Origin of the sequence: Pseudomonas sp. PI1 (assembly GCF_000812405.1) — a bacterium.
Lineage (GTDB): Bacteria > Pseudomonadota > Gammaproteobacteria > Pseudomonadales > Pseudomonadaceae > Pseudomonas > Pseudomonas citronellolis.
Map to the genome: position 1 here is coordinate 62101 of NZ_JWMC01000100.1, position 19316 is coordinate 81416.

Sequence of the window (19316 nt, forward strand, 5' to 3'; positions counted from 1 at the left end):
CTTCGTAGGAGCGAGCACCAGACCCAGCCGGTCAATACCTCCGATGGCGAAAACCCTCCGGCGCCGAACATTGACCGAGGTCAATCCTTCTCCGGCCGACGCCATTAGATTCCACAACATCTTGTTGTCTTGAAAATTCAAAACACATCATGTTGTGGAATCCAGTCCAATGACCCAGCCCCGGAACGCCCCTCTCCCCACCCGCCTGCGCAAGCGCAACGGCGCCGCCGCCCCCTTCGACCCGAGCAAGATCGAACGCGCCATCGCCGCCGCCGGCGAAGCCAGCGGCGAGTTCAGCGCCGCCCATGCCCAGGCGCTGACGCGCCGCGTGCTGGCGCGCCTGCCGGAGCAGGGCGAGCTGGACGTGGAGCAGGTGCAGGACGTGGTCGAACGCATCCTCATGGAAGCCGGCCACTACCCCACCGCGCGGGCCTACATCGTCTACCGCGAGCGCCACGGCCGCCTGCGCCGCGAGCGCAAGACGCTGGTGGACGTCGCCGCCTCGATGAACGAATACCTCTCGCGGGAAGACTGGCGGGTGCGCGCCAACGCCAACCAGGGCTATTCCCTGGGCGGGCTGATCCTCAACGTCTCCGGCAAGGTCACCGCCAACTACTGGCTGGACGAGGTCTACGACGAAGCCATCGCCGCCGCCCACCGCGAAGCCGACCTGCACATCCACGACCTCGACATGCTCGCCGGCTACTGCGCCGGCTGGTCGCTGCGCACCCTGCTCAACGAAGGCCTCAACGGCGTGCCGGGGCGCGTCGAGGCCGGGCCGCCGAAGCACCTGTCCAGCGCCCTCGGGCAGATGGTGAACTTCCTCGGCACCCTGCAGAACGAGTGGGCCGGCGCCCAGGCGTTCAGCTCCTTCGACACCTACCTCGCACCCTACGTGCGTAAGGACGGCCTCGGCTACGACGAGGTGCGCCAGGCCATCCAGGAATTCATCTACAACCTCAACGTGCCGTCGCGCTGGGGCACCCAGACGCCCTTCACCAACCTGACCTTCGACTGGGTCTGCCCGGAAGACCTGCGCGAGCAGATCCCCTACGTCGGCGGCGAGGAAATGCCCTTCGCCTATGGTGAGCTGCAGGCGGAGATGGACCTGATCAACCGTGCCTACATCGAAGTGATGCAGGCCGGCGACGCCCACGGCCGGGTGTTCACCTTCCCCATCCCCACCTACAACATCACCCACGACTTCCCCTGGCACAGCGACAACGCCACGCGCCTGTTCGAGATGACCGCGCGCTACGGCCTGCCGTACTTCCAGAACTTCCTCAACTCGGACATGCAGCCCAACCAGGTGCGCTCCATGTGCTGCCGCCTGCAGCTGGACGTGCGCGAGTTGCTCAAGCGCGGCAACGGGCTGTTCGGCTCGGCGGAGCAGACCGGCTCCCTCGGCGTGGTGACGCTCAACTGCGCGCGCCTGGGCTACCGCCACCGCGGCGACCTCGCCGGGCTCTACCGCCAGCTGGACTACCTGCTGGGGCTGGCCTTCGACAGCCTGGAAGTGAAGCGCAAGGTCATCCAGCAGCACATGGACGCCGGGCTCTACCCCTACACCAAGCGCTACCTGGGCACCCTGCGCAACCACTTCTCCACCATCGGCGTGAACGGCCTGCACGAGATGGTGCGCAACTTCACCGGCGACCGCGAAGGCCTGCACAACGAGGCCGGCCGGCAGATGGCGCTGGAACTGCTGGACCACGTGCGGGCGCGCCTGGTGGGCTTCCAGGAAGACAGCGGCCACCTCTACAACCTGGAGGCGACGCCCGCCGAGGGCACCACCTACCGCTTCGCCCGCGAGGACCGCAAGCGCCACCCGGACATCCTCCAGGCCGGCACGCCGGAAGCGCCCTACTACACCAACTCCTCGCAGCTGCCGGTGGGCCTCACCGACGACCCCTTCGAGGCGCTGGAACTGCAGGACGCCCTGCAATGCAAGTACACCGGCGGCACCGTGCTGCACCTGTACATGGCCGAGCGCATCTCCAGCGCCGAGGCCTGCAAGACCCTGGTGCGCAACGCCCTCGGGCGCTTCCGCCTGCCCTACCTCACCGTCACGCCGACCTTCTCCATCTGCCCGGTGCACGGCTACCTCGCCGGCGAACACGAGTTCTGCCCGAAGTGCGACGAAGCCCTGCTGCAACAACGCGCCGCCAGTTGCTGCGGCAGCTGCGGCGGCTGAGCCGGCGACACCCCGCTTTACCAACCGCAAGAAAGGAGCTCTACCGATGAAAGCCAACCAACTGCCCGAAAGCCAACGCCAACGCTGCGAAGTCTGGACCCGCGTGATGGGCTACCACCGCCCGGTGTCGGCCTTCAACGCCGGCAAGCAGTCCGAGCACCGCGAGCGCTGCCACTTCCGCGAGACGCGATGAGCGCTGAGCTCAGGGTCGGGGGCCTGGTGCCCCTGACCACCCTCGACTACCCCGGCCTGCTGGCCTGCGTGTTGTTCTGCCAGGGCTGCGCCTGGCGCTGCCGCTACTGCCACAACCCGCAGCTGATCCCGGCGCGCGGCGAGGTGGAAATCCGCTGGGCGGACGTCCTGGCCTTCCTCCAACGGCGCCAGGGCCTGCTGCAGGCCGTGGTGTTCAGCGGCGGCGAAGCGACCCTCCAGGCCGCGCTGCCCGGGGCCATGGCCAAGGTGCACGAGATGGGCTTGCGCGCCGGCCTGCACAGCGCCGGCATCCAGCCGCGCGCCTTCGCCCGGGCGCTGCCGCACACCGACTGGGTGGGGTTCGACGTGAAGGCCCTGGCCGAGGACAGCGACGCCATCACCGGCGTGCCCCGCAGCGGCCAGGCCAACTGGCGCAGCCTGGAGCTGCTGCTGGAAAGCGGCGTGGCCTACGAATGCCGGACCACGGTGCATTGGCAGCTATTCGACCTGGAACAACTGCGGCGCCTGGCCATGCGGCTGCGTGGGGTGGGCGTGGAAAATTTCGTGGTGCAACTGGCCCGCAGCGGGCGGCAGCTCGATCCGCAGCTCATTGCAACGCCGGCCCCGCAGGGCGCAGCGGCATTGTGGCGCGAGTTGGAAGCGCTGTTCCCGCGATTCGAATTGCGGGATGCCTAGCGAGTTCCTGCTCGCGGAGGGTGTTCGCCGGTTGCCGAAAATCGCGGACGGAGTCCGCTCCTACGCTACCCCACCCACGCCATTCCCATGTAGGAGCGCGCCCTGCGCGCGATTCGCGGGCAGGGCCCGCTCCTACAAGGAGACTCGGCGCAAGAGGCCGAATGGTAGGAGCAACTGTCTTGCCGGCTGCGCCAAGGCGCGCCTCAACGGATGGGTTGAGCCTTGGCGAAACCCATGCGGTCGTGGTGATGGGTATCGCTTCGCTCAACGCCATCCTACGTGTCTTGTGTTTGCCGGAGGGCGTAGCGGACCTTGTCCGCGATAGCCGGGAATTCCGGCGCGGTTCGCGGATGAGATCCGCTCCTAAGCTGCGCCACTCACGCCATTCTCATGTAGGAGCGCGCCCTGCGCGCGATTCGCGGGCAGGGCCCGCTCCTACAGGGAGGCTCGGCGCAAGAGGCCGAACGGTAGGAGCGGATTCATCCGCAATCCGGGGGAAAGCCCCAGCGCCGAGGTAGATGACCAAGCTCGATCATGAGTAAAACTTTATTTCATCGCAAATAAATTGAGTTTGTCTCATGAACCACCAATCCCGAGAATCCCTCCACTGGTTTTTCAATGGAGAGATTCACCCATGGCATTGGCCCACAACCTCGGCTTCCCGCGTATCGGCCGGGACCGCGAACTGAAGAAAGCCCTGGAAGCCTTCTGGAAAGGCGAGCTGGACGAAGCCGGCCTGCGTGCCGTCGGCAAGCAGCTGCGCGCCACCCACTGGCAGGCGCAGAAGGATGCCGGCATCGAGCTGCTGCCGGTGGGCGATTTCGCCTGGTACGACCAGGTGCTGACCCACTCGCTGACCTTCGGCGTCATCCCCGAGCGCTTCCGCGGCCATGGCGACGCCAAGCCGACCCTGCAGACCCTCTTCGGCATGGCCCGTGGCGCCGTGGCGACGGACCGCAGCGACAGCTGCTGCGGCGGCGCCCATGCGCAAGAGATGACCAAGTGGTTCGACACCAACTACCACTACCTGGTCCCCGAGTTCACTGCCGACCAGCAGTTCGCGCTGAGCTGGGAACAGCTGTTCGAAGAGGTCGACGAAGCCAAGGCCCTCGGCCATGACGTCAAGCCCGTGGTGATCGGCCCGCTGACCTACCTGTGGCTGGGCAAGACCAAAGGTGCTGATTCTGAAACGAACAGCTTCAACAAGCTCGACCTGCTCGACCGCCTGCTGCCGCTCTACGGGCAGATCTTCCGCCGCCTGGCCGCACAGGGCGTGGAATGGGTGCAGATCGACGAACCGATCCTGGTCCTCGACCTGCCCCAGGACTGGAAGAACGCCTTCGAGCGCGCCTACAACCTGCTGCAGGGCGAGCCGCTGAAAAAGCTGCTGGCCACCTACTTCGGCGGCCTGGAAGACAACCTCGGCCTGGCCGCGAACCTGCCGGTCGACGGCCTGCACATCGACCTGGTGCGCGCGCCGGAACAGTACCCCAGCATCCTCGACCGCCTGCCGGCCTACAAGGTCGTGTCGCTGGGCCTGGTCAACGGCCGCAACGTCTGGCGCTGCGACCTGGAAAAGGCCCTGAACGTGGTGCGCCACGCCCAGGAACGCCTCGGCGAGCGCCTGTGGCTGGCGCCGTCCTGCTCGCTGCTGCACAGCCCGGTGGACCTGGAGCGTGAAGACAAGCTGGATGCCGAGCTGAAGAGCTGGCTGGCCTTCGCCGTGCAGAAGTGCGCCGAAGTGGCCGTGCTGGCCCGCGCCGCCACCGAGCCGCAGGCCGCCGACGTGGTTGCCGCCCTGGAGCAGAGCCGCGCCGTACAGGCCAGCCGCGCCGCCTCGCCGCGCATCCACAAGCCGGCCGTGCAGGCCCGCCTGGCCGCCATCCAGCCGGCCGACGCCCAGCGCCATTCCGCCTTCGCCGAGCGCATCGCCAAGCAGCGCGCCGGCCTGGACCTGCCGGCCTTCCCCACCACCACCATCGGCTCCTTCCCGCAGACCTCGGCCATCCGCCTGGCGCGCCAGGCGTTCAAGCAGGGCAAGCTGAGCGAGGCCGAGTACACCGAGGCCATGCACAGCGAAATCCGCCACGCCGTGCAGATCCAGGAACACCTGGGCCTGGACGTGCTGGTGCACGGCGAAGCCGAGCGCAACGACATGGTCGAGTACTTCGCCGAGCAGCTCGACGGCTACGTCTTCACCCGCTTCGGCTGGGTGCAGAGCTACGGTTCGCGCTGCGTGAAGCCGGCGGTGATCTATGGCGACCTGAGCCGCCCGAAGGCCATGACCGTGGAGTGGATCACCTACGCCCAGAGCCTCACCGACAAGGTGATGAAGGGCATGCTGACCGGCCCGGTGACCATGCTGATGTGGTCCTTCCCGCGCGAGGACGTGCCCCGCGAGGTGCAGGCGCGCCAGTTGGCCCTGGCCATCCGCGACGAAGTGGTGGACCTGGAGGCCGCCGGCATCAGGATCGTGCAGATCGACGAAGCCGCCTTCCGCGAAGGCCTGCCGCTGCGCAGGAGCGCCTGGGCGCACTACCTGGAATGGGCCACCGAGGCCTTCCGCCTGTGCGCGTCCGGCGTGCGCGACGAAACCCAGATCCACACCCACATGTGCTACAGCGAGTTCAACGACGTGATCGAATCCATCGCCGCCATGGACGCCGACGTGATCACCATCGAGACCTCGCGTTCGGACATGGAGCTGCTGGAGGCCTTCGAGAAGTTCGACTACCCGAACGAGATCGGCCCGGGCGTCTACGACATCCACTCGCCGCGGGTGCCGAGCCGGGAAGAGATCGTCAAGCTGCTGCGCAAGGCGGCCCAGCGCATCCCCGCCGAGCGCCTGTGGGTGAACCCGGACTGCGGCCTGAAGACCCGCGCCTGGCCGGAGACCGAAGCGGCGCTGGTGAACATGGTCGCGGCGGCCCGCGAGCTGCGCAACGACCTCGCCGCGCTGGCCTGATCCACCCGCCATGGTGATGGGTATCGCTTCGCTCGAGCCATCCTACGGTCAATGACGAAATGGGACGCCTGGCGTCCCGTTTCGCTTTGCGCTCCCCGCGCGTTGCAGCCCCCCCTACGGCGGCCTGCCCGAAACGAATTGCCCGTTTCTCGATACCCGACGTCCGAAACTCGCAAGACGGACGGGCACGTACTGCCTAGCATAGGGCCTCCGCCAAAAACGATGGCCACGCCAGCGCGCCGGCCGCCCCTTGCTGCCCGGAGTCCCATGTCCACTACTGCCGCCCCCACGGCTGCCGCGTCCGTCGCCAGCCAAGCAAGCCCCCTGGTCATGCGCGTGATCGGCGCCTGCGCCCTGGCCCACCTGATCAACGACCTGATCCAGGCGGTGCTGCCGTCGATCTACCCGGTGCTCAAGGCCAACTACGGGCTGAGCTTCACCCAGGTCGGCCTGATCACCCTGACCTTCCAGCTGACCGCCTCGCTGCTGCAGCCCTGGGTGGGCTACCACACCGACCGCCATCCCAAGCCCTGGCTGGCGCCGGCCGGCAGCGTCTGCACGCTGATCGGCATCCTCCTGCTGGCCTTCGTCGGCAGCTTCCCGGCCATCCTCCTGGCCTCGGCGCTGGTGGGCATCGGCTCCTCGACCTTCCACCCGGAAACCTCGCGCATCGCGCGCCTGGCCTCGGGCGGGCGCTACGGCCTGGCGCAATCCACCTTCCAGGTCGGCGGCAATGCCGGCAGCGCCTTCGGCCCGCTGCTGGCCGCGGCCATCATCGTGCCCTACGGCCAGGGCCACGTGGCCTGGTTCGGCCTGTTCGCGGTGTTCGCCATCGGCGTGCTGTACGGCCTCAGCCGCTGGTACCGCAACCACCTGAACCTGTTCAAGCTCAAGCAGGGCGGCAAGGCTACCCATGGTCTGTCCAGGGGCCGGGTGAACGCCGCGCTGGTGGTGCTGGCGCTGCTGGTGTTCTCCAAGTACTTCTACATGGCCAGCTTCACCAGCTACTTCACCTTCTACCTGATCGAGAAGTTCCAGCTCTCGGTGGCCAGCTCGCAGCTGTACCTGTTCCTGTTCCTCGGCGCGGTGGCCGCCGGCACCTTCTTCGGCGGCCCGGTGGGCGACCGCATCGGGCGCAAGACGGTGATCTGGTTCTCGATCCTCGGTGTGGCCCCCTTCACCCTCGCCCTGCCCTACGTCGACCTGTTCTGGACCGGCGTGCTGAGCATGATCATCGGCTTCATCCTCGCCTCGGCGTTCTCCGCCATCGTGGTCTTCGCCCAGGAACTGGTGCCCGGCAACGTCGGCATGATCGCCGGGGTGTTCTTCGGCCTGATGTTCGGCTTCGGCGGCATCGGCGCCGCCCTGCTCGGCCACCTGGCCGACATCCACGGCATCGAGTACGTGTACAAGCTGTGCTCCTACCTGCCGCTGCTGGGCTGCCTGACCATCCTGCTGCCCTCCACCAAGCGGGCCTGACGGCGCGAAGGCGCTCGAAGGAGCGCCTTCTGCGTCAGCGGTTCCGCCCTCAGCGCCTTGCGCGCCGCGTGTTCGGCGCACAGCGCGCCAGTTCTGCGGCGAGATAGGCCGCGGTCCTGCTGCCCTTCGCCCGCGCCAGCTGTTGCGGGGTGCCGCTGGCCACCACGCGGCCGCCGGCCTGGCCGGCGCCCGGGCCGACGTCGATCACCCAGTCGGCCTGGGCCACCACGCGCATGTCGTGTTCGATCATCACCACGCTGTTGCCGGCATCGACCAGCCTCTGCAGTTGCAGCATCAGCCGGTCGATGTCCGCCACGTGCAGGCCGGTGGTGGGCTCGTCCAGCACGTACAGGCTGCGGCCGCGCTGGCTGCGTTGCAGTTCGCTGGCCAGCTTGATGCGCTGCGCCTCGCCGCCGGACAGCTCGGTGGCCGGCTGCCCCAGGCGCAGGTAGCCCAGGCCGATCTCGCGCAGCAGGCGCAGCGGGCGCGCCACCGCTTCCTCATCGGCGAAGAAGTCGCCGGCCTCCTCCACCGTCATGCCCAGCACCTCGGCGATGTTGCGACCATTCCAGCGCACCTGCAGCGTGGCCTCGTTGTAGCGGGCGCCGTGGCAGCTGGGGCATGGCGCGTACACGCTGGGCATGAACAGCAGCTCTACGCTGACGAAGCCCTCGCCCTCGCAGGTGTCGCAGCGCCCCTTGGACACGTTGAACGAGAAGCGCCCGGCATCGTAGCGGCGGCGGCGCGCATCGGGCGTGGCGGCGAACAGCTTGCGCACGTGGTCGAACAGGCCGGTGTAGGTGGCCAGGTTGGAACGCGGCGTGCGGCCGATGGGCTTCTGGTCCACCTGCACCACCCGCTGCACCGCCGCCAGGTCGCCGGCCAGGTGGCCGCCGGTGCTTTCGAGGATCGCCGGGCCTTCGTCGGTGGCTGGCGCGCCATCCTCCTCGGGCTCGTGCCCCAGGTGCGCCAGCATCAGCTCGGGCAGCGCCTGGGCGATGAGGCTGGACTTGCCCGAACCGGAGATGCCGGTGACCGCGGTGAGCACGCCCAATGGAATGCGCGCGTCCACCCCGCGCAGGTTGTGCCGGTGGATGCCGCGCAGCTCCAGCCAGCCGGCGGCCTCGCGCCCGTGGCTGGGCGGCGCGGGAATCTCGTCGAACAGGTAGCGGGCGGTGCGCGACTCCGCCACCTCGCGCAGGCCCGCCGGGGCGCCGCTGTAGAGCACCCGCCCGCCGCGCTCGCCGGCGTCGGGCCCGACGTCCACCAGCCATTGCGCGCGGCGCATCAGTTCCAGGTCGTGCTCCACCACGAACACCGAGTTGCCGGCGTCGCGCAGCCTGTCCAGGGCGTCGTACAGGGCCTGGCTGTCGGAGGGATGCAGCCCGGCCGACGGCTCGTCGAGCACATAGACCACGCCGAACAGCATGGAACTCAGCTGCGTGGCCAGCCGCAGGCGCTGCAGCTCGCCGGTGGACAGGCTCGGCGTGGCGCGGTCCAGGCTCAGGTAGCCCAGGCCCAGCTGCTGCAGCGTGCGCAGCCGCGCCACCACGCCCTCGGCCAGGCGCCGCGCCGCCAGTTGCTTCTCTTCCGAGAGCGCGGCGCCGGGCTGGGCGCGGAAGTCGCCCCGGGCGATGGGCTCCAGCAGCGCCGCCACCTGGTCCAGGGGCAACTGCGCCAGCGCGCCTATGTCCACCCCGCCGAAGGTCACCGCCAGCGCCTCGGCCTTGAGCCGCTTGCCACCGCACGCCGGGCACGGCCGGCCCTCCATGAAGCGCGACACGCGCCTTCTCATCAGGGCGCTCTGGGTGCTGGCGAAGGTGTGCAGCACGTAGCGCCGCGCACCGGTGAAGGTGCCCATGTAGCTGGACTCCTGCTTGCGCTTGAGCGCGGCGCGGGTCTCCGCGGGGGTGAGGCCGGCGTACACCGGCGCGGTGGGCGTTTCCTCGGTGAACAGGATCCAGTCGCGATCCTTCTTCGGCAGGTCGCGCCAGGGCCGGTCGACGTCGTAGCCCAGGGTGACGAGGATGTCGCGCAGGTTCTGCCCGTGCCAGGCCGGCGGCCAGGCGGCGATGGCCTTCTCGCGGATGCTCAGCGACGGGTCCGGCACCATCAGCGCCTCGGTCACCTCGTACACGTGGCCCAGGCCGTGGCAGGCCGGGCAGGCGCCCTGGGGTGTGTTCGGCGAGAAGTCCTCGGCGTACAGCAGCGGCTGGCCCGGCGGGTAGGTGCCGGCGCGCGAATACATCATCCGCACCAGGCTGGACAGGGTGGTCACGCTGCCCACCGAGGAGCGCGCGTTGCTGGCGCCGCGTTGCTGCTGCAGCGCCACCGCCGGCGGCAAGCCGTCGATGGCGTCGACGTCCGGCACGCCCACCTGGTCGATCAGGCGCCGGGCATAGGGCGCCACCGACTCGAAGTAGCGCCGCTGCGCCTCGGCATACAGGGTGCCGAACGCCAGCGAGGACTTGCCGGAACCCGACACGCCGGAGAACACCACCAGCGCATCGCGCGGGATGGCGACATCCACGTCCTTGAGGTTGTGCTCGCGCGCGCCGCGCACTTCGACGAAACCGCTGGCGCCGGGGGCGCCGGCCGGGGGCTTGCTGTGGGGCATGGGGACGGACTCGGGGCTCTGTTGGCCAGGAGTATGCCTGACGAGGCCCGCGCTGACCGAGGGCCTCTATCAGGTGGCCGGCCGCCCCGCCAGCGCCGTCAGGCCTCGCGGTAGGTGCCCTTCTGCTTGGCGGCATGGGTGGCCAGGGCGTCCATCAGCGGCGGCGACAGGCAGTCATAGGGCTCCAGGTTGAGTTCGCGCAGGCGCTGGCGGATGGCGTCCATCTGCGCCGGCGGGGTGCCGCTCTCGATCACCGAAGAGACGAAAGCGGCGAAGCCCGGCGCCGACCAGCCCTCCTGCGGGGACAGTTCGGTATGCACGAAGTCCAGGCCGTAGAAGGCGTGCCCCGGGTTCTCGATGCGCCCGAACAGGTGCGCGCCGCACTCGCGGCAGGCGTGGCGCTGGATGACGGCGCTGTCGTCGACGATCTGCAGCTTCTCGGGGTGTGCCACCACGCTGACCTTGTCCCGCGGCACCACCGCCACCACCGAGAAGATCGCCCCCGCGGGCTTCCAGCACTTGGTGCAGCCGCAGGCGTGGTTGTGCAGCGTCTGGGCGCCGACCGCGACCTCCACCTTGTCGGTCGCGCACAGGCATTGCAGGGTGCCGCCGGCAAAATCGGCGCGGGCCGGGCGGATGCCGTTGTCCAGCGAGGGGTGAATGTGAATCGCGCTCATGGGGTTGACCTCCTGGCGTTCGCTGCGCCAGGGCCGGCACGGCGACATGCCATGCCGCGAAGCCCTGGCGGTCGAAATGGGTAGCACGAGGCGTGGACGGTGAGTCCACGGCAGCGGAAACCGTAGGATGGGTTGAGCGAAGCGATACCCATCACCATGGCCCGATGGGTTTCGCAAGCTCAACCCATCCTACGAAAAGCGCTTCGGCATAGCCTGCAGCATAGTTGCCCGGCAGCGGAACCGTAGGATGGGTTGAGCGAAGCGATACCCATCGCCATGGCCCGATGGGTTTCGCAAGCTCAACCCATCCTACGAAAAGCGTCTCGGCATAGCCTACGCCTCGCCGCCGGCCACCAGGCGAATCCTGTCGCGCCCGCCGCGCTTGGATTCGTACAGCGCCGCGTCGCGCCCGGCTGCTATTTTTCACGGCGGACTTCCGAACCTTCGATTCCAGAGGAGATGCAGCATGGACCAGTTCACCGGCGGTTGCCTGTGCGGCAACGTCCGCTTCGTGGCCTCGGGGCGCCCCTACCGGGTCGGCCTCTGCCACTGCCTCGACTGCCGCAAGCACCATGGCGCGCTGTTCCACGCCTCGGCGATATTCCCCGAGGCCGCGGTGAGCATCGAGGGCGAAACCCGCGACTACGCGGGGCGGTATTTCTGCCCGCGCTGCGGCTCGTCGGTGTTCCTGCGCAGCGCCGACGAGGTGGAAGTGAACCTGGGCGCCCTGGATGCCCCGGACCAGTTCGTGCCGACCTACGAACTCTGGACCCTTCGCCGCGAATCCTGGCTGCCGGCGTTCCCGCTGGCCAGGCACTACGAGCGCGACCGCGAGGGCACCGGCCGCTTCGAGGAGTAGGCGCACGACGGACGAAAAACGCAGCCCACGGACAGATCGCGCCGTGATTTTGCCGCTACCGCGAACTGTAATATCCCGGTTCGCAACGATGCAGATAGTAGCCCCGCCAACCCGCTCGAAGAGGCTACATCGTGCTGCATCGTGTTCTGTTCTCCCTGTCCGCCCTCAGCCTGTCCATCGCCGCCCACGCCGCCGAGACCTACACCCTCGACACCCCGCGGCTGACCGGCATGGACAACTTCCGCGACATCGCCGGAACCACCACCGCCTACACCACCGCCAACGACGGCACCATGCGCTCCGGGGTGTTCTACCGCTCCAACGCGCTGACGCCCACGGCCTCGGACCTGGCCACGCTCGATGGCCTGGGCATCAGCAACGTCTTCGACCTGCGCACCGCCAGCGAAATCGCCGCCACGCCCGACACCCTGCCCGCCGGCGCCGCCTACCGCAACATCGACATCATCGGCAGCACCACCTCCGGGGCGAACGTCACCAACATCTCCTTCGGCAGCGCCGCCGAGGCGGTGGCGATGATGGAAGAAACCAACCGCGCCTTCGTCAGCGACGCGGGCATGCGCAGCCAGTTCGCCGAGCTGTTCAACGAACTGGCCGCGGCCGACGGCGCCGCCCTCTTCCACTGCACCGCCGGCAAGGACCGCACCGGCTGGACCGCCGCCGTGCTGCTGAGCATCGCCGGGGTGGACAACGCCACCATCATGGCCAACTACCTGGCCACCAACGACTACACCGCCCAGCGCATCGCCGCGACCCTGGCGGCGCTACCACCGAGCATGGCAGCCGTTTATGCGCCCCTGCTCGGCGTGCAGGCCAGCTACCTGCAGGCCGGCCTGGACGAAGTGGTGGCCCGGTACGGCAGCATGGACAACTACCTCAAGCAAGGCCTGGGCCTGTCCCAGGAAACCCTCTACGTGCTGCGCGGCAAGATGGTCTACTACAACAGCCTGCCCGGCACGGAAGGCCTGACCGGCAACGCCGCCGCCGGCGCGCAACTGCTGCAGCAACTGCAGAACAGCAGCCTCTCCGGCGCCTACAGCGCCTACAACTACTACCTGCAATCGGCCATCGACGCCGGCAGCCTCGGCGGCGTCGAGTCCACCGTCGGCGGCCAGGCCCACGCCGATGCCGCCAGCTACCTGCTGCGCCAGGATGCGCTGATCGACAGGGCCGCCGCGCCCTTCGCCAGCGGCACCGACCTCAAGCCCGGCCAGCGCCGCCTGTGGAGCACCGCCCTGGCCGGCTACCAGGGCAACGACGGCTCGTCCCGGGCCGCCAGCAGCAACGAACACACCCAGGGCCTGATGATCGGCCTGACCCAGCGCTTCAGCGAGCAGCTCAGCGCCAACGCCGGCTTCGGCTACAGCCGCGGCAGCGTCGGCGGCGCGGGCGGCGAGGTGGACACCGACCTGACCTTCCTCCGCGCCGGCGCACGCTTCGCCCCGGGCAGCCTGGAGCAGGGCCTGTTCGTCGACGCCGACCTGAGCACCGGCTGGCTCGACTACGACAGCAAGCGCGAGCTGGGCGGCGGCCTGGGCACCGCCAAGGGCGACAGCCACGGCACTCTCAGCGGCGCCGGCGTGGCGCTGGGCTACCGCATCCCGGTGCGCGACGCGATCCTCGAACCGAGCCTGGGCGTGCGCATCAGCCACCTGGACCTGTCCGGCTTCCAGGAAAAAGGCAGCGAACTGGCCCTGGACGTCGACGGCATCGAGCAGACCCGCCGCAGCGCCGTCGCCAACCTGAAGGTGAGCTTCATGCCCATCGCCCTGAGCGGCGGCTGGCAACTGGTGCCGGGCCTGGACCTGGGTTACGACCACGCGCTGGGCGACTACAAGGTCGACAGCGAAGGCCACCTGTTGGGCCTGGACGTCGCCCAGCGCGCCGCCTTCGACAACCGCGACCAGTTCAGCGGCGCGGTGAACGTCATGGCCAGCCTCGGCGACCTGAGCCTGGGCGCGGAAGTCGGCGCCCTGAGCGGCAGCGGCAGCCATGGCTACAGCGGCAGCCTCAAGGCCAGCTACCAGTTCTGACCGCCCGCCCCTGCCCGGCCGACTGGCCGGGCATCGCTAATGGCGGATGCCCTTGCGCACATCCGCCGGGCTCAGCCCGAAGGCGCCCTGGAAGTACTGGCAGAAGCGGCCGACGTTGCTGAAGCCCAGGCCCAGGGCGATTTCGCTGACCGAGGGCGAAGCGTCCTGGCGCAGCGCGTCGTACGCCCGCTCCAGGCGGACCTGGCGCTGGTAGGCAACGATGGAGCAGCCGACGAAGCGCCGGAAGCCCTCCTGCAGGGCGCGCAGGCTGACATTCGTCAGCGCCGCCAGCTCGCCGCCGCTGACCAGGGCGTCGGGGTGCTCGCGGATGTATTCCACGGCCAGCTTCACGTGGCGCGGCGCAATCAGCGGCCCCGGCCGGCGCAGCGCCTCGCTGTAGTTGTGCGGCCAGGCTTCCAGCACCGAATCCACCAGCATCTCCTGCAGGCGGGCGGGCATCAGCGCGCTGGAACTGGCCAGGGCGTCGAACTCCGTACCGGTGGCCATGCCGACGATCGCCTTGATCCCCAGGAAGGCCTCCACCTTCAGGTCCACCACCGGCTGGAAGCGCACCGGGCGCGCCACAGGGCGGCCGAGCAGCGTGGCGAGCCGCCTGGCGAACAGCCCGCGGCGCACCGACAGCCCGTACTGCGCATGGCCGTCGCCGAAGCCCACCGAGCGCACCGCGGCCTTCTCGATGGCCAGGCCGACCTGGGGCACACCCACGGTCTCGCTCGCCTGGTTGAACACGATGCGCCCGGCGGTGGGAAAGACGAAGGTGATCTCGTCATCCATGTCGGGCAGCGCGGTGAGAAAGTCACCGCGAAAGCTCAGGCGCCGGAAGCTGACGCCCTCGTAGCGCCCGTAGACGCCGGCGATGGCGACCTTGCGCCGCAGGGGCGGAAGGCCGGAATAGAGATCGCCGAACATCCGCGTGAACAGCGCGCCGAACTCGTCGGCGTGCATGTCCTCGGAACGGATGAGAAACGGCCTGCGCGAAGTACCTGTGTCCACCGTCCTGCCCCATCTGCCGGCAATGCCAGGAAGCCGCCCGCACCGCGGCGGGCAACATGCGGGCGCCAGGGTAGCGGCCGCGGATTACAACGATGTGATACCGCGCCCTCCTCCCAAAGTCCGCCCCTGCAGCATGAGCGAGCATGGCTTTTCGTAGGATGGGTTGAGCTTGCGAAACCCATGCGGTTGCGCTGATGGGTATCGCTTCGCTCAACACCATCCTACGACGACGTTTCTCCCGCACCCGTAGTAGCGGACTCCGTCCGCGATTGCGCCGAACGGCCTAATGGGAAGACACATACACCCCCTCCCCATGCACCGGCGGAATCGCAAAACTCTCCCGCATCCGCCGCGCCTCCGCCTGCGGCGAACGCCCGAACAGCCGCTTGAACTCCCGGTTGAACTGCGACGGGCTGGCGTAGCCCACGGCATGGCTGGCGGCCTGCGCCGTCATGCCCTGGCGCACGATCAGCAGCCGCGCCTGGTGCAGGCGGGTGCACTTCACGTACTGCATGGGCGAGGTCTGGGTGATCGCCTTGAAATGGCTGTGGAACGAAGGAACGCTCATGCCGGCCTCCTCGGCCAGTTGCGGCAAGTCGAGCGGCTGCGCGTAATCGGTGTGGATGCGCCGCAGCGCCCTGGCGATCCGCCCGAACCGCCCTGCATGGCCAGCGCCGCGCGCATGGCGGTGCCCTGGGCGCCGGTCAGCACGCGGAAATACAGCTCGCGCAGCAAGGCCGGGCCGAGCACCGCCGCCTCCAGCGGGTCGTTCAGCGCCGCCAGGAAGCGCAGGACGGAAGCGGCGAGCGCGTCATCCATGGGGCTCGACATCATGCTGCGCGGCGCCTCCTTCGGCGAGGGCGCCTGCTGCTGGTCGATCTGGATCATCAGTTCGGCGGCGAGCTGAAAATCCAGGTGCAGGTAGATGGCCAGCAGCGGGCGCTCGGCCGTCGCGTCCGTTTCCATGGTGAAGGGCACCGGCACGGCGACGGCCAGGTAATGCTGCTCGTCGTACACATACACCTGATCGCCGAAATACCCGCGCTTGCAGCCCTGGCACACGATCACGATGCCGGGGTCGTAGAGCACGGGCGTCCGCGCCAGGGGCCGGTCCGACCTCAGGATGCGCACGCTGGCCAGCGACGTGAGGTTGTACCCCTCGTTGGGGGCCAGCGCCTCTAGCAGGGCGACCATGCGTTCTCGCTCCGAGGGATGATGTCGGTTCATAGGATTAGGCAATAAAGTCAGAAGATACGGTCTCTAAAACAGGCCGGCGGATAAGTATTGTGCGCTCATCCCCACTGAAATGGAGCCACCGCCATGTCACCTCACAAAACCTTGTTGATCACCGGAGCCAGCAGCGGCTTCGGGCTGGCCCTTGCCCAGGAGGCCTTGGCGGACGGCCACCGCGTGGTGGGCACCGTCCGCAGCGAACAGGCCAGGGCCGCGCTCGAAGCCCTGGCCCCCGGCCGGGCGCTGGGGCGCCTGCTGGACGTGACCGACTTCGCGGCCATCGAGCCGCTGGTCGCCGAGGTCGAAAAGACCGTCGGCCCGCTGGATGTGCTGGTGAACAGCGCCGGCTACGGTCACGAAGGCATTCTCGAAGAATCCCCGCTGGCGGAAATGCGCCGGCAGTTCGACGTGAACGTGTTCGGCGCCGTGGCGATGATGAAGGCCGTGCTGCCATACATGCGCCAGCGGCGCCGCGGCCACATCCTCAACATCACCTCGATGGGCGGCTTCATCACCCTGCCCGGCATTGCCTACTACTGCGGCAGCAAGTTCGCCCTGGAGGGCATATCAGAAGTGGTGGGCAAGGAAGTCGAAGGCTTCGGCATCGCCGTGACCGCCGTCGCGCCCGGCTCCTTCCGCACCGACTGGGCCGGTCGCTCCATGGTCCGCAGCCCCCGCAGCATCGCCGACTACGACGCACTCTTCGACCCCGTGCGCCAGGCGCGCCAGGAAAAAAGCGGCAAGCAGTTGGGCGACCCAAGGAAAGCGGCCAGGGCCATGCTGGAAGCGATAGCCTCGGCGAATCCCCCCGCCCACCTGCTGCTGGGCAGCGACGCACTCGGCCTGGTGCGCCAGAAACTGGAGGCGCTGGAAGAGGAAATAGCGGCCTGGGAAGCCACCACCCGTTCCACGGATGGATGAGGCGTCGGCCTGCGCGCGAATCGCGGACAGAGTCCGCTCTTACCCCCTCCGGCAGATATGACACCCCGTAGGATGGGTTGAGCGAAGCGATACCCATCACCACCACCGCATGGGTTTCGCCAAGGCTCAACCCATCCTACGAAGAGCGCCTCGGCGGGGCCTGCAAGACAGTCGCTCCTACAGGTTGACGCCGAACCTCCCGCCCGCGCCGGACAGCCCCCTCTCCCGCTTGCGGGAGAGGGTTGGGGAGAGGGCGCTCTTGAACCCGACGCCCAAGCCACCGGTAAACCCCATTCGCGAGCAAGCTCGCTCCTACGCCGCCCCACCCACGCCATTCCCCTGTAGGAGCGCGCCCTGCGCGCGAATCGCGGGCAGGGCCCGCTACGGTTCCAGGCAGCACGGCTTTTCGTAGGATGGCGTTGAGCGAAGCGATACCCATCAGCGCAACCGCATGGGTTTCGCAAGCTCAACCCATCCTACGAAGAGCACCTCGGCGCAAGACTGCTGCTCCTACCGGCCAGCCACCAGAGCCTTCTCCCGCGCCAGCCCGTACAACTGCCGCGCCTCGCCCACCAGCGGCACCAGGGCGGAGGCCAGGCGCGACGTCTCGTGCACCAGCACGTCGCCGACGTCATGCACTTCCAGCACCCGCAACAGGTCCTCCAGCGCATTCAGCCGGCGTTCGGCCACATCGTAGATATGCTCCGCCGGCGCGGCGGTATCGACATAGAGCACGCCCTCGGACGCCTGGGCCTGCAACGCAACCAGCCTGCGATCAGCCATGGCGCACCTCCCGGGGGAAGGCGAAGGACGAATGGGACAACGGGGGATACACGACAGACACGAAGTGATACGGCATTTCCATTGCTCCTTAGTACGGAGGAAGGAGCCGCCAACCCGGGAATGGGCGGCGGATCGTACGGGGTCGCAGTACCGGCGAGAGAAGCAAGAACCGGCCAGGCCGAAGCCCGCCCCGCACGACCCGCCATAACTGCATCTCGCAGCAGGCAAGAAAAAGCGCCTGTGCAAGGTGCATCGGCGCTTCGTGCACTCCTCTACTCGACCGGACTGCGATCCGGGCCACGGGATTGACCGTGGCGGAAGGGAATCTAGCGAGGGGGCTTGTAGGCTCACAAGGGAGAATGTGGGTGGGAAATTTCAGGAGAATCCATGAAGGCCAGGAGCGGGCCGGCGCCGGGCTCCTGGCCGGTGAACGTGTGCAGCCCATCCGGGCGGGCCGGACCGTCAGTAATCCCAGAAGGCTGCAATCCAACGGAAGGCATCGCCGTCGACGGCCACCCGGCCAACGGAGGGGAACGGCAGGTGCGTGGCCACCAGCAGCTCACCGCTGGCCGCCGCCTCCTGCATAAGACGGACGCGCACGCGCACCGATTCCTCGGGGTCGTGCTCGAAGCCGTTGTGCCAGTCGGGGTGATCGAAGGCCACCGGGAACAGGGCGTCGCCGGCGAAGGTCAGGCGCTCGCCGGCGGACGTGACATGGACCACGCTATGCCCCGGCGTGTGGCCGCCGGTGAGCCTGGCGACCACGCCCGGCGCCACCTCGTATTCGCCCTCGAAGGTGCGCAGCTTGTCGCGGTATGCCTCCATGAACTGCCCGGCAGTCGCGCGCAGGACGTCCGGCACCGGCGCCGGCATGGAGGTGAGGGAGAAATCGGGCGCCGCCCAGAACGCCACCTCGGTGGCCGCGACGTGGATGCGCACATCCGGGCGCAGCCGGTTCTTCACCTCGTCGACGAGCAGCCCGCCGATATGGTCCATGTGCATGTGGGTGATCACCACGTCGGTCACCGACGCCAGGTCGATACCGGCCGCCTCCAGGCGCCGGGGGAACTGCCCGGCCCGCGGGAAGCCGGGGAACTGCCCGCCCAGGCCGGCGTCGACCAGAATGGTCTGCTCGCCGCTGCGCACTACCAGCACGTTCAGCGCCCAGTCGAACGCCTCCGGGCCCAGGAACATGTCCTTGAACCAGGCCGCGCGGGCGGCCGGCTCGGCATTGGTGGACATGGTCGCGGTCGGCAGCGGCAGCACCCCATCGCTGACCACCAGCACGTCGATCTCGCCGACCCGCAGCGCATAGCGCGAAGGCACCAGCTCTTCCCTCTCCTGGTGTTGTTCATTCTTTTGGGTGGAATTCTTTTGGACGGAATAGTTCAGATGCATGTTCATGACGTTTCCTCGGAAGAAGTGGCCAATAACCTGGAAGTCGTTCCTTCGGGCTCGGCTGGGCGATAGGCGAGCACCGAAATGCAGGGCCGTTGCAGCGAATCGTCCGCTGTGAACCCATGCTATTGAGGGGGACTTCCTGGCGCACTTCTCCATCGAGACGGCAGGGCTATACCTCTGTGGCGGGGGGGTATACGAAGGGATTTTTATCAGTAGCCCAGCCCCCCCCGTATC

Annotated in this window: 13 protein-coding genes and 1 pseudogene; 8 read left to right on the forward strand and 6 right to left on the reverse strand. The window is 68.3% G+C overall.

The features are described 5' to 3' along the window. Window positions 1–169 precede the first annotated feature (169 nt). The 5 genes from RN02_RS29750 (at window position 170) to RN02_RS29770 (ending at window position 7526) form a co-directional block, all read left to right on the forward strand. Window positions 170–2194 carry a ribonucleoside triphosphate reductase gene (locus RN02_RS29750; RefSeq protein WP_043318945.1) on the forward strand — a complete coding sequence of 675 codons (2025 nt, stop codon included), beginning with the start codon at window positions 170–172 and terminating at the stop codon, window positions 2192–2194. A 46-nt stretch (window positions 2195–2240) separates the two neighbouring features. Further along, on the forward strand, window positions 2241–2387 hold the full coding sequence (nrdD, locus tag RN02_RS34510; RefSeq protein WP_009619575.1) for an anaerobic ribonucleoside-triphosphate reductase: 147 nt from the start codon (window positions 2241–2243) through the stop codon (window positions 2385–2387). Then, window positions 2384–3082: an anaerobic ribonucleoside-triphosphate reductase activating protein gene (locus RN02_RS29760; protein ID WP_043318947.1), complete on the forward strand. Its 699-nt coding sequence runs from the start codon at window positions 2384–2386 to the stop codon at window positions 3080–3082. Before nrdD ends, RN02_RS29760 begins: the two co-directional genes overlap by 4 nt. A gap of 634 nt (window positions 3083–3716) precedes the next feature. Then, window positions 3717–6047: a 5-methyltetrahydropteroyltriglutamate--homocysteine S-methyltransferase gene (gene metE, locus RN02_RS29765; protein WP_043318949.1), complete on the forward strand. Its 2331-nt coding sequence runs from the start codon at window positions 3717–3719 to the stop codon at window positions 6045–6047. A 267-nt stretch (window positions 6048–6314) separates the two neighbouring features. Then, a complete protein-coding gene (locus RN02_RS29770) occupies window positions 6315–7526 on the forward strand; it encodes an MFS transporter (protein ID WP_043318951.1) in 1212 nt (403 codons plus the stop codon). 49 nt (window positions 7527–7575) lie between these two features. Here the strand turns inward: RN02_RS29770 and uvrA are convergent, their stop codons facing one another. Both uvrA and gfa read right to left on the reverse strand, forming a co-directional pair. After that, window positions 7576–10143, reverse strand: coding sequence for an excinuclease ABC subunit UvrA (uvrA, locus tag RN02_RS29775; protein ID WP_043318953.1), 2568 nt, complete (start codon window positions 10141–10143; stop codon window positions 7576–7578). Between the two features lie 98 nt (window positions 10144–10241). After that, complete coding sequence (gene gfa / locus RN02_RS29780) at window positions 10242–10820, reverse strand: S-(hydroxymethyl)glutathione synthase (RefSeq protein WP_043318955.1); 579 nt, start codon at window positions 10818–10820, stop codon at window positions 10242–10244. Between the two features lie 466 nt (window positions 10821–11286). Between gfa and RN02_RS29785 the strand changes: the two genes are divergently transcribed. After that, window positions 11287–11679: a GFA family protein gene (locus RN02_RS29785; RefSeq protein ID WP_043318957.1), complete on the forward strand. Its 393-nt coding sequence runs from the start codon at window positions 11287–11289 to the stop codon at window positions 11677–11679. Between the two features lie 131 nt (window positions 11680–11810). Then, a complete protein-coding gene (locus RN02_RS29790) occupies window positions 11811–13730 on the forward strand; it encodes a tyrosine-protein phosphatase (protein ID WP_043318960.1) in 1920 nt (639 codons plus the stop codon). Between the two features lie 36 nt (window positions 13731–13766). Here RN02_RS29790 and RN02_RS29795 read toward each other — a convergent pair whose 3' ends face one another. Together RN02_RS29795 and RN02_RS29800 are read right to left on the reverse strand one after the other, a co-directional pair. After that, the gene (locus tag RN02_RS29795) at window positions 13767–14696 is read right to left on the reverse strand and encodes an AraC family transcriptional regulator (RefSeq protein ID WP_052267940.1); all 930 of its coding nucleotides are present in this window, start codon (window positions 14694–14696) and stop codon (window positions 13767–13769) included. 331 nt (window positions 14697–15027) lie between these two features. Continuing rightward, window positions 15028–15971 (reverse strand): annotated as a pseudogene (locus RN02_RS29800) (AraC family transcriptional regulator). Between the two features lie 93 nt (window positions 15972–16064). On the opposite strand from RN02_RS29800, the gene RN02_RS29805 reads away from it, so the two are divergent. Continuing rightward, entirely contained in the window at window positions 16065–16898 is an 834-nt protein-coding gene (locus RN02_RS29805) for an oxidoreductase (RefSeq protein ID WP_043318964.1), read from the forward strand. Between the two features lie 510 nt (window positions 16899–17408). Here the strand turns inward: RN02_RS29805 and RN02_RS29810 are convergent. Together RN02_RS29810 and RN02_RS29815 are read right to left on the reverse strand one after the other, a co-directional pair. Next, on the reverse strand, window positions 17409–17681 hold the full coding sequence (locus RN02_RS29810; protein ID WP_009619536.1) for a hypothetical protein: 273 nt from the start codon (window positions 17679–17681) through the stop codon (window positions 17409–17411). A 462-nt stretch (window positions 17682–18143) separates the two neighbouring features. Continuing rightward, complete coding sequence (locus RN02_RS29815; RefSeq protein WP_043318966.1) at window positions 18144–19085, reverse strand: MBL fold metallo-hydrolase; 942 nt, start codon at window positions 19083–19085, stop codon at window positions 18144–18146. Window positions 19086–19316: the final 231 nt, after the last annotated feature.

Coding starts and splice junctions, on each gene's coding strand:
- RN02_RS29750 (WP_043318945.1), top strand. CDS start 170: ATGACCCAGCCCCGGAACGCCCCTCTCCCCACCCGCCTGCGCAAGCGC.
- nrdD (WP_009619575.1), top strand. CDS start 2,241: ATGAAAGCCAACCAACTGCCCGAAAGCCAACGCCAACGCTGCGAAGTC.
- RN02_RS29760 (WP_043318947.1), top strand. CDS start 2,384: ATGAGCGCTGAGCTCAGGGTCGGGGGCCTGGTGCCCCTGACCACCCTC.
- metE (WP_043318949.1), top strand. CDS start 3,717: ATGGCATTGGCCCACAACCTCGGCTTCCCGCGTATCGGCCGGGACCGC.
- RN02_RS29770 (WP_043318951.1), top strand. CDS start 6,315: ATGTCCACTACTGCCGCCCCCACGGCTGCCGCGTCCGTCGCCAGCCAA.
- uvrA (WP_043318953.1), bottom strand. CDS start 10,143: ATGCCCCACAGCAAGCCCCCGGCCGGCGCCCCCGGCGCCAGCGGTTTC.
- gfa (WP_043318955.1), bottom strand. CDS start 10,820: ATGAGCGCGATTCACATTCACCCCTCGCTGGACAACGGCATCCGCCCG.
- RN02_RS29785 (WP_043318957.1), top strand. CDS start 11,287: ATGGACCAGTTCACCGGCGGTTGCCTGTGCGGCAACGTCCGCTTCGTG.
- RN02_RS29795 (WP_052267940.1), bottom strand. CDS start 14,696: ATGCACGCCGACGAGTTCGGCGCGCTGTTCACGCGGATGTTCGGCGAT.
- RN02_RS29805 (WP_043318964.1), top strand. CDS start 16,065: ATGTCACCTCACAAAACCTTGTTGATCACCGGAGCCAGCAGCGGCTTC.
- RN02_RS29810 (WP_009619536.1), bottom strand. CDS start 17,681: ATGGCTGATCGCAGGCTGGTTGCGTTGCAGGCCCAGGCGTCCGAGGGC.
- RN02_RS29815 (WP_043318966.1), bottom strand. CDS start 19,085: ATGAACATGCATCTGAACTATTCCGTCCAAAAGAATTCCACCCAAAAG.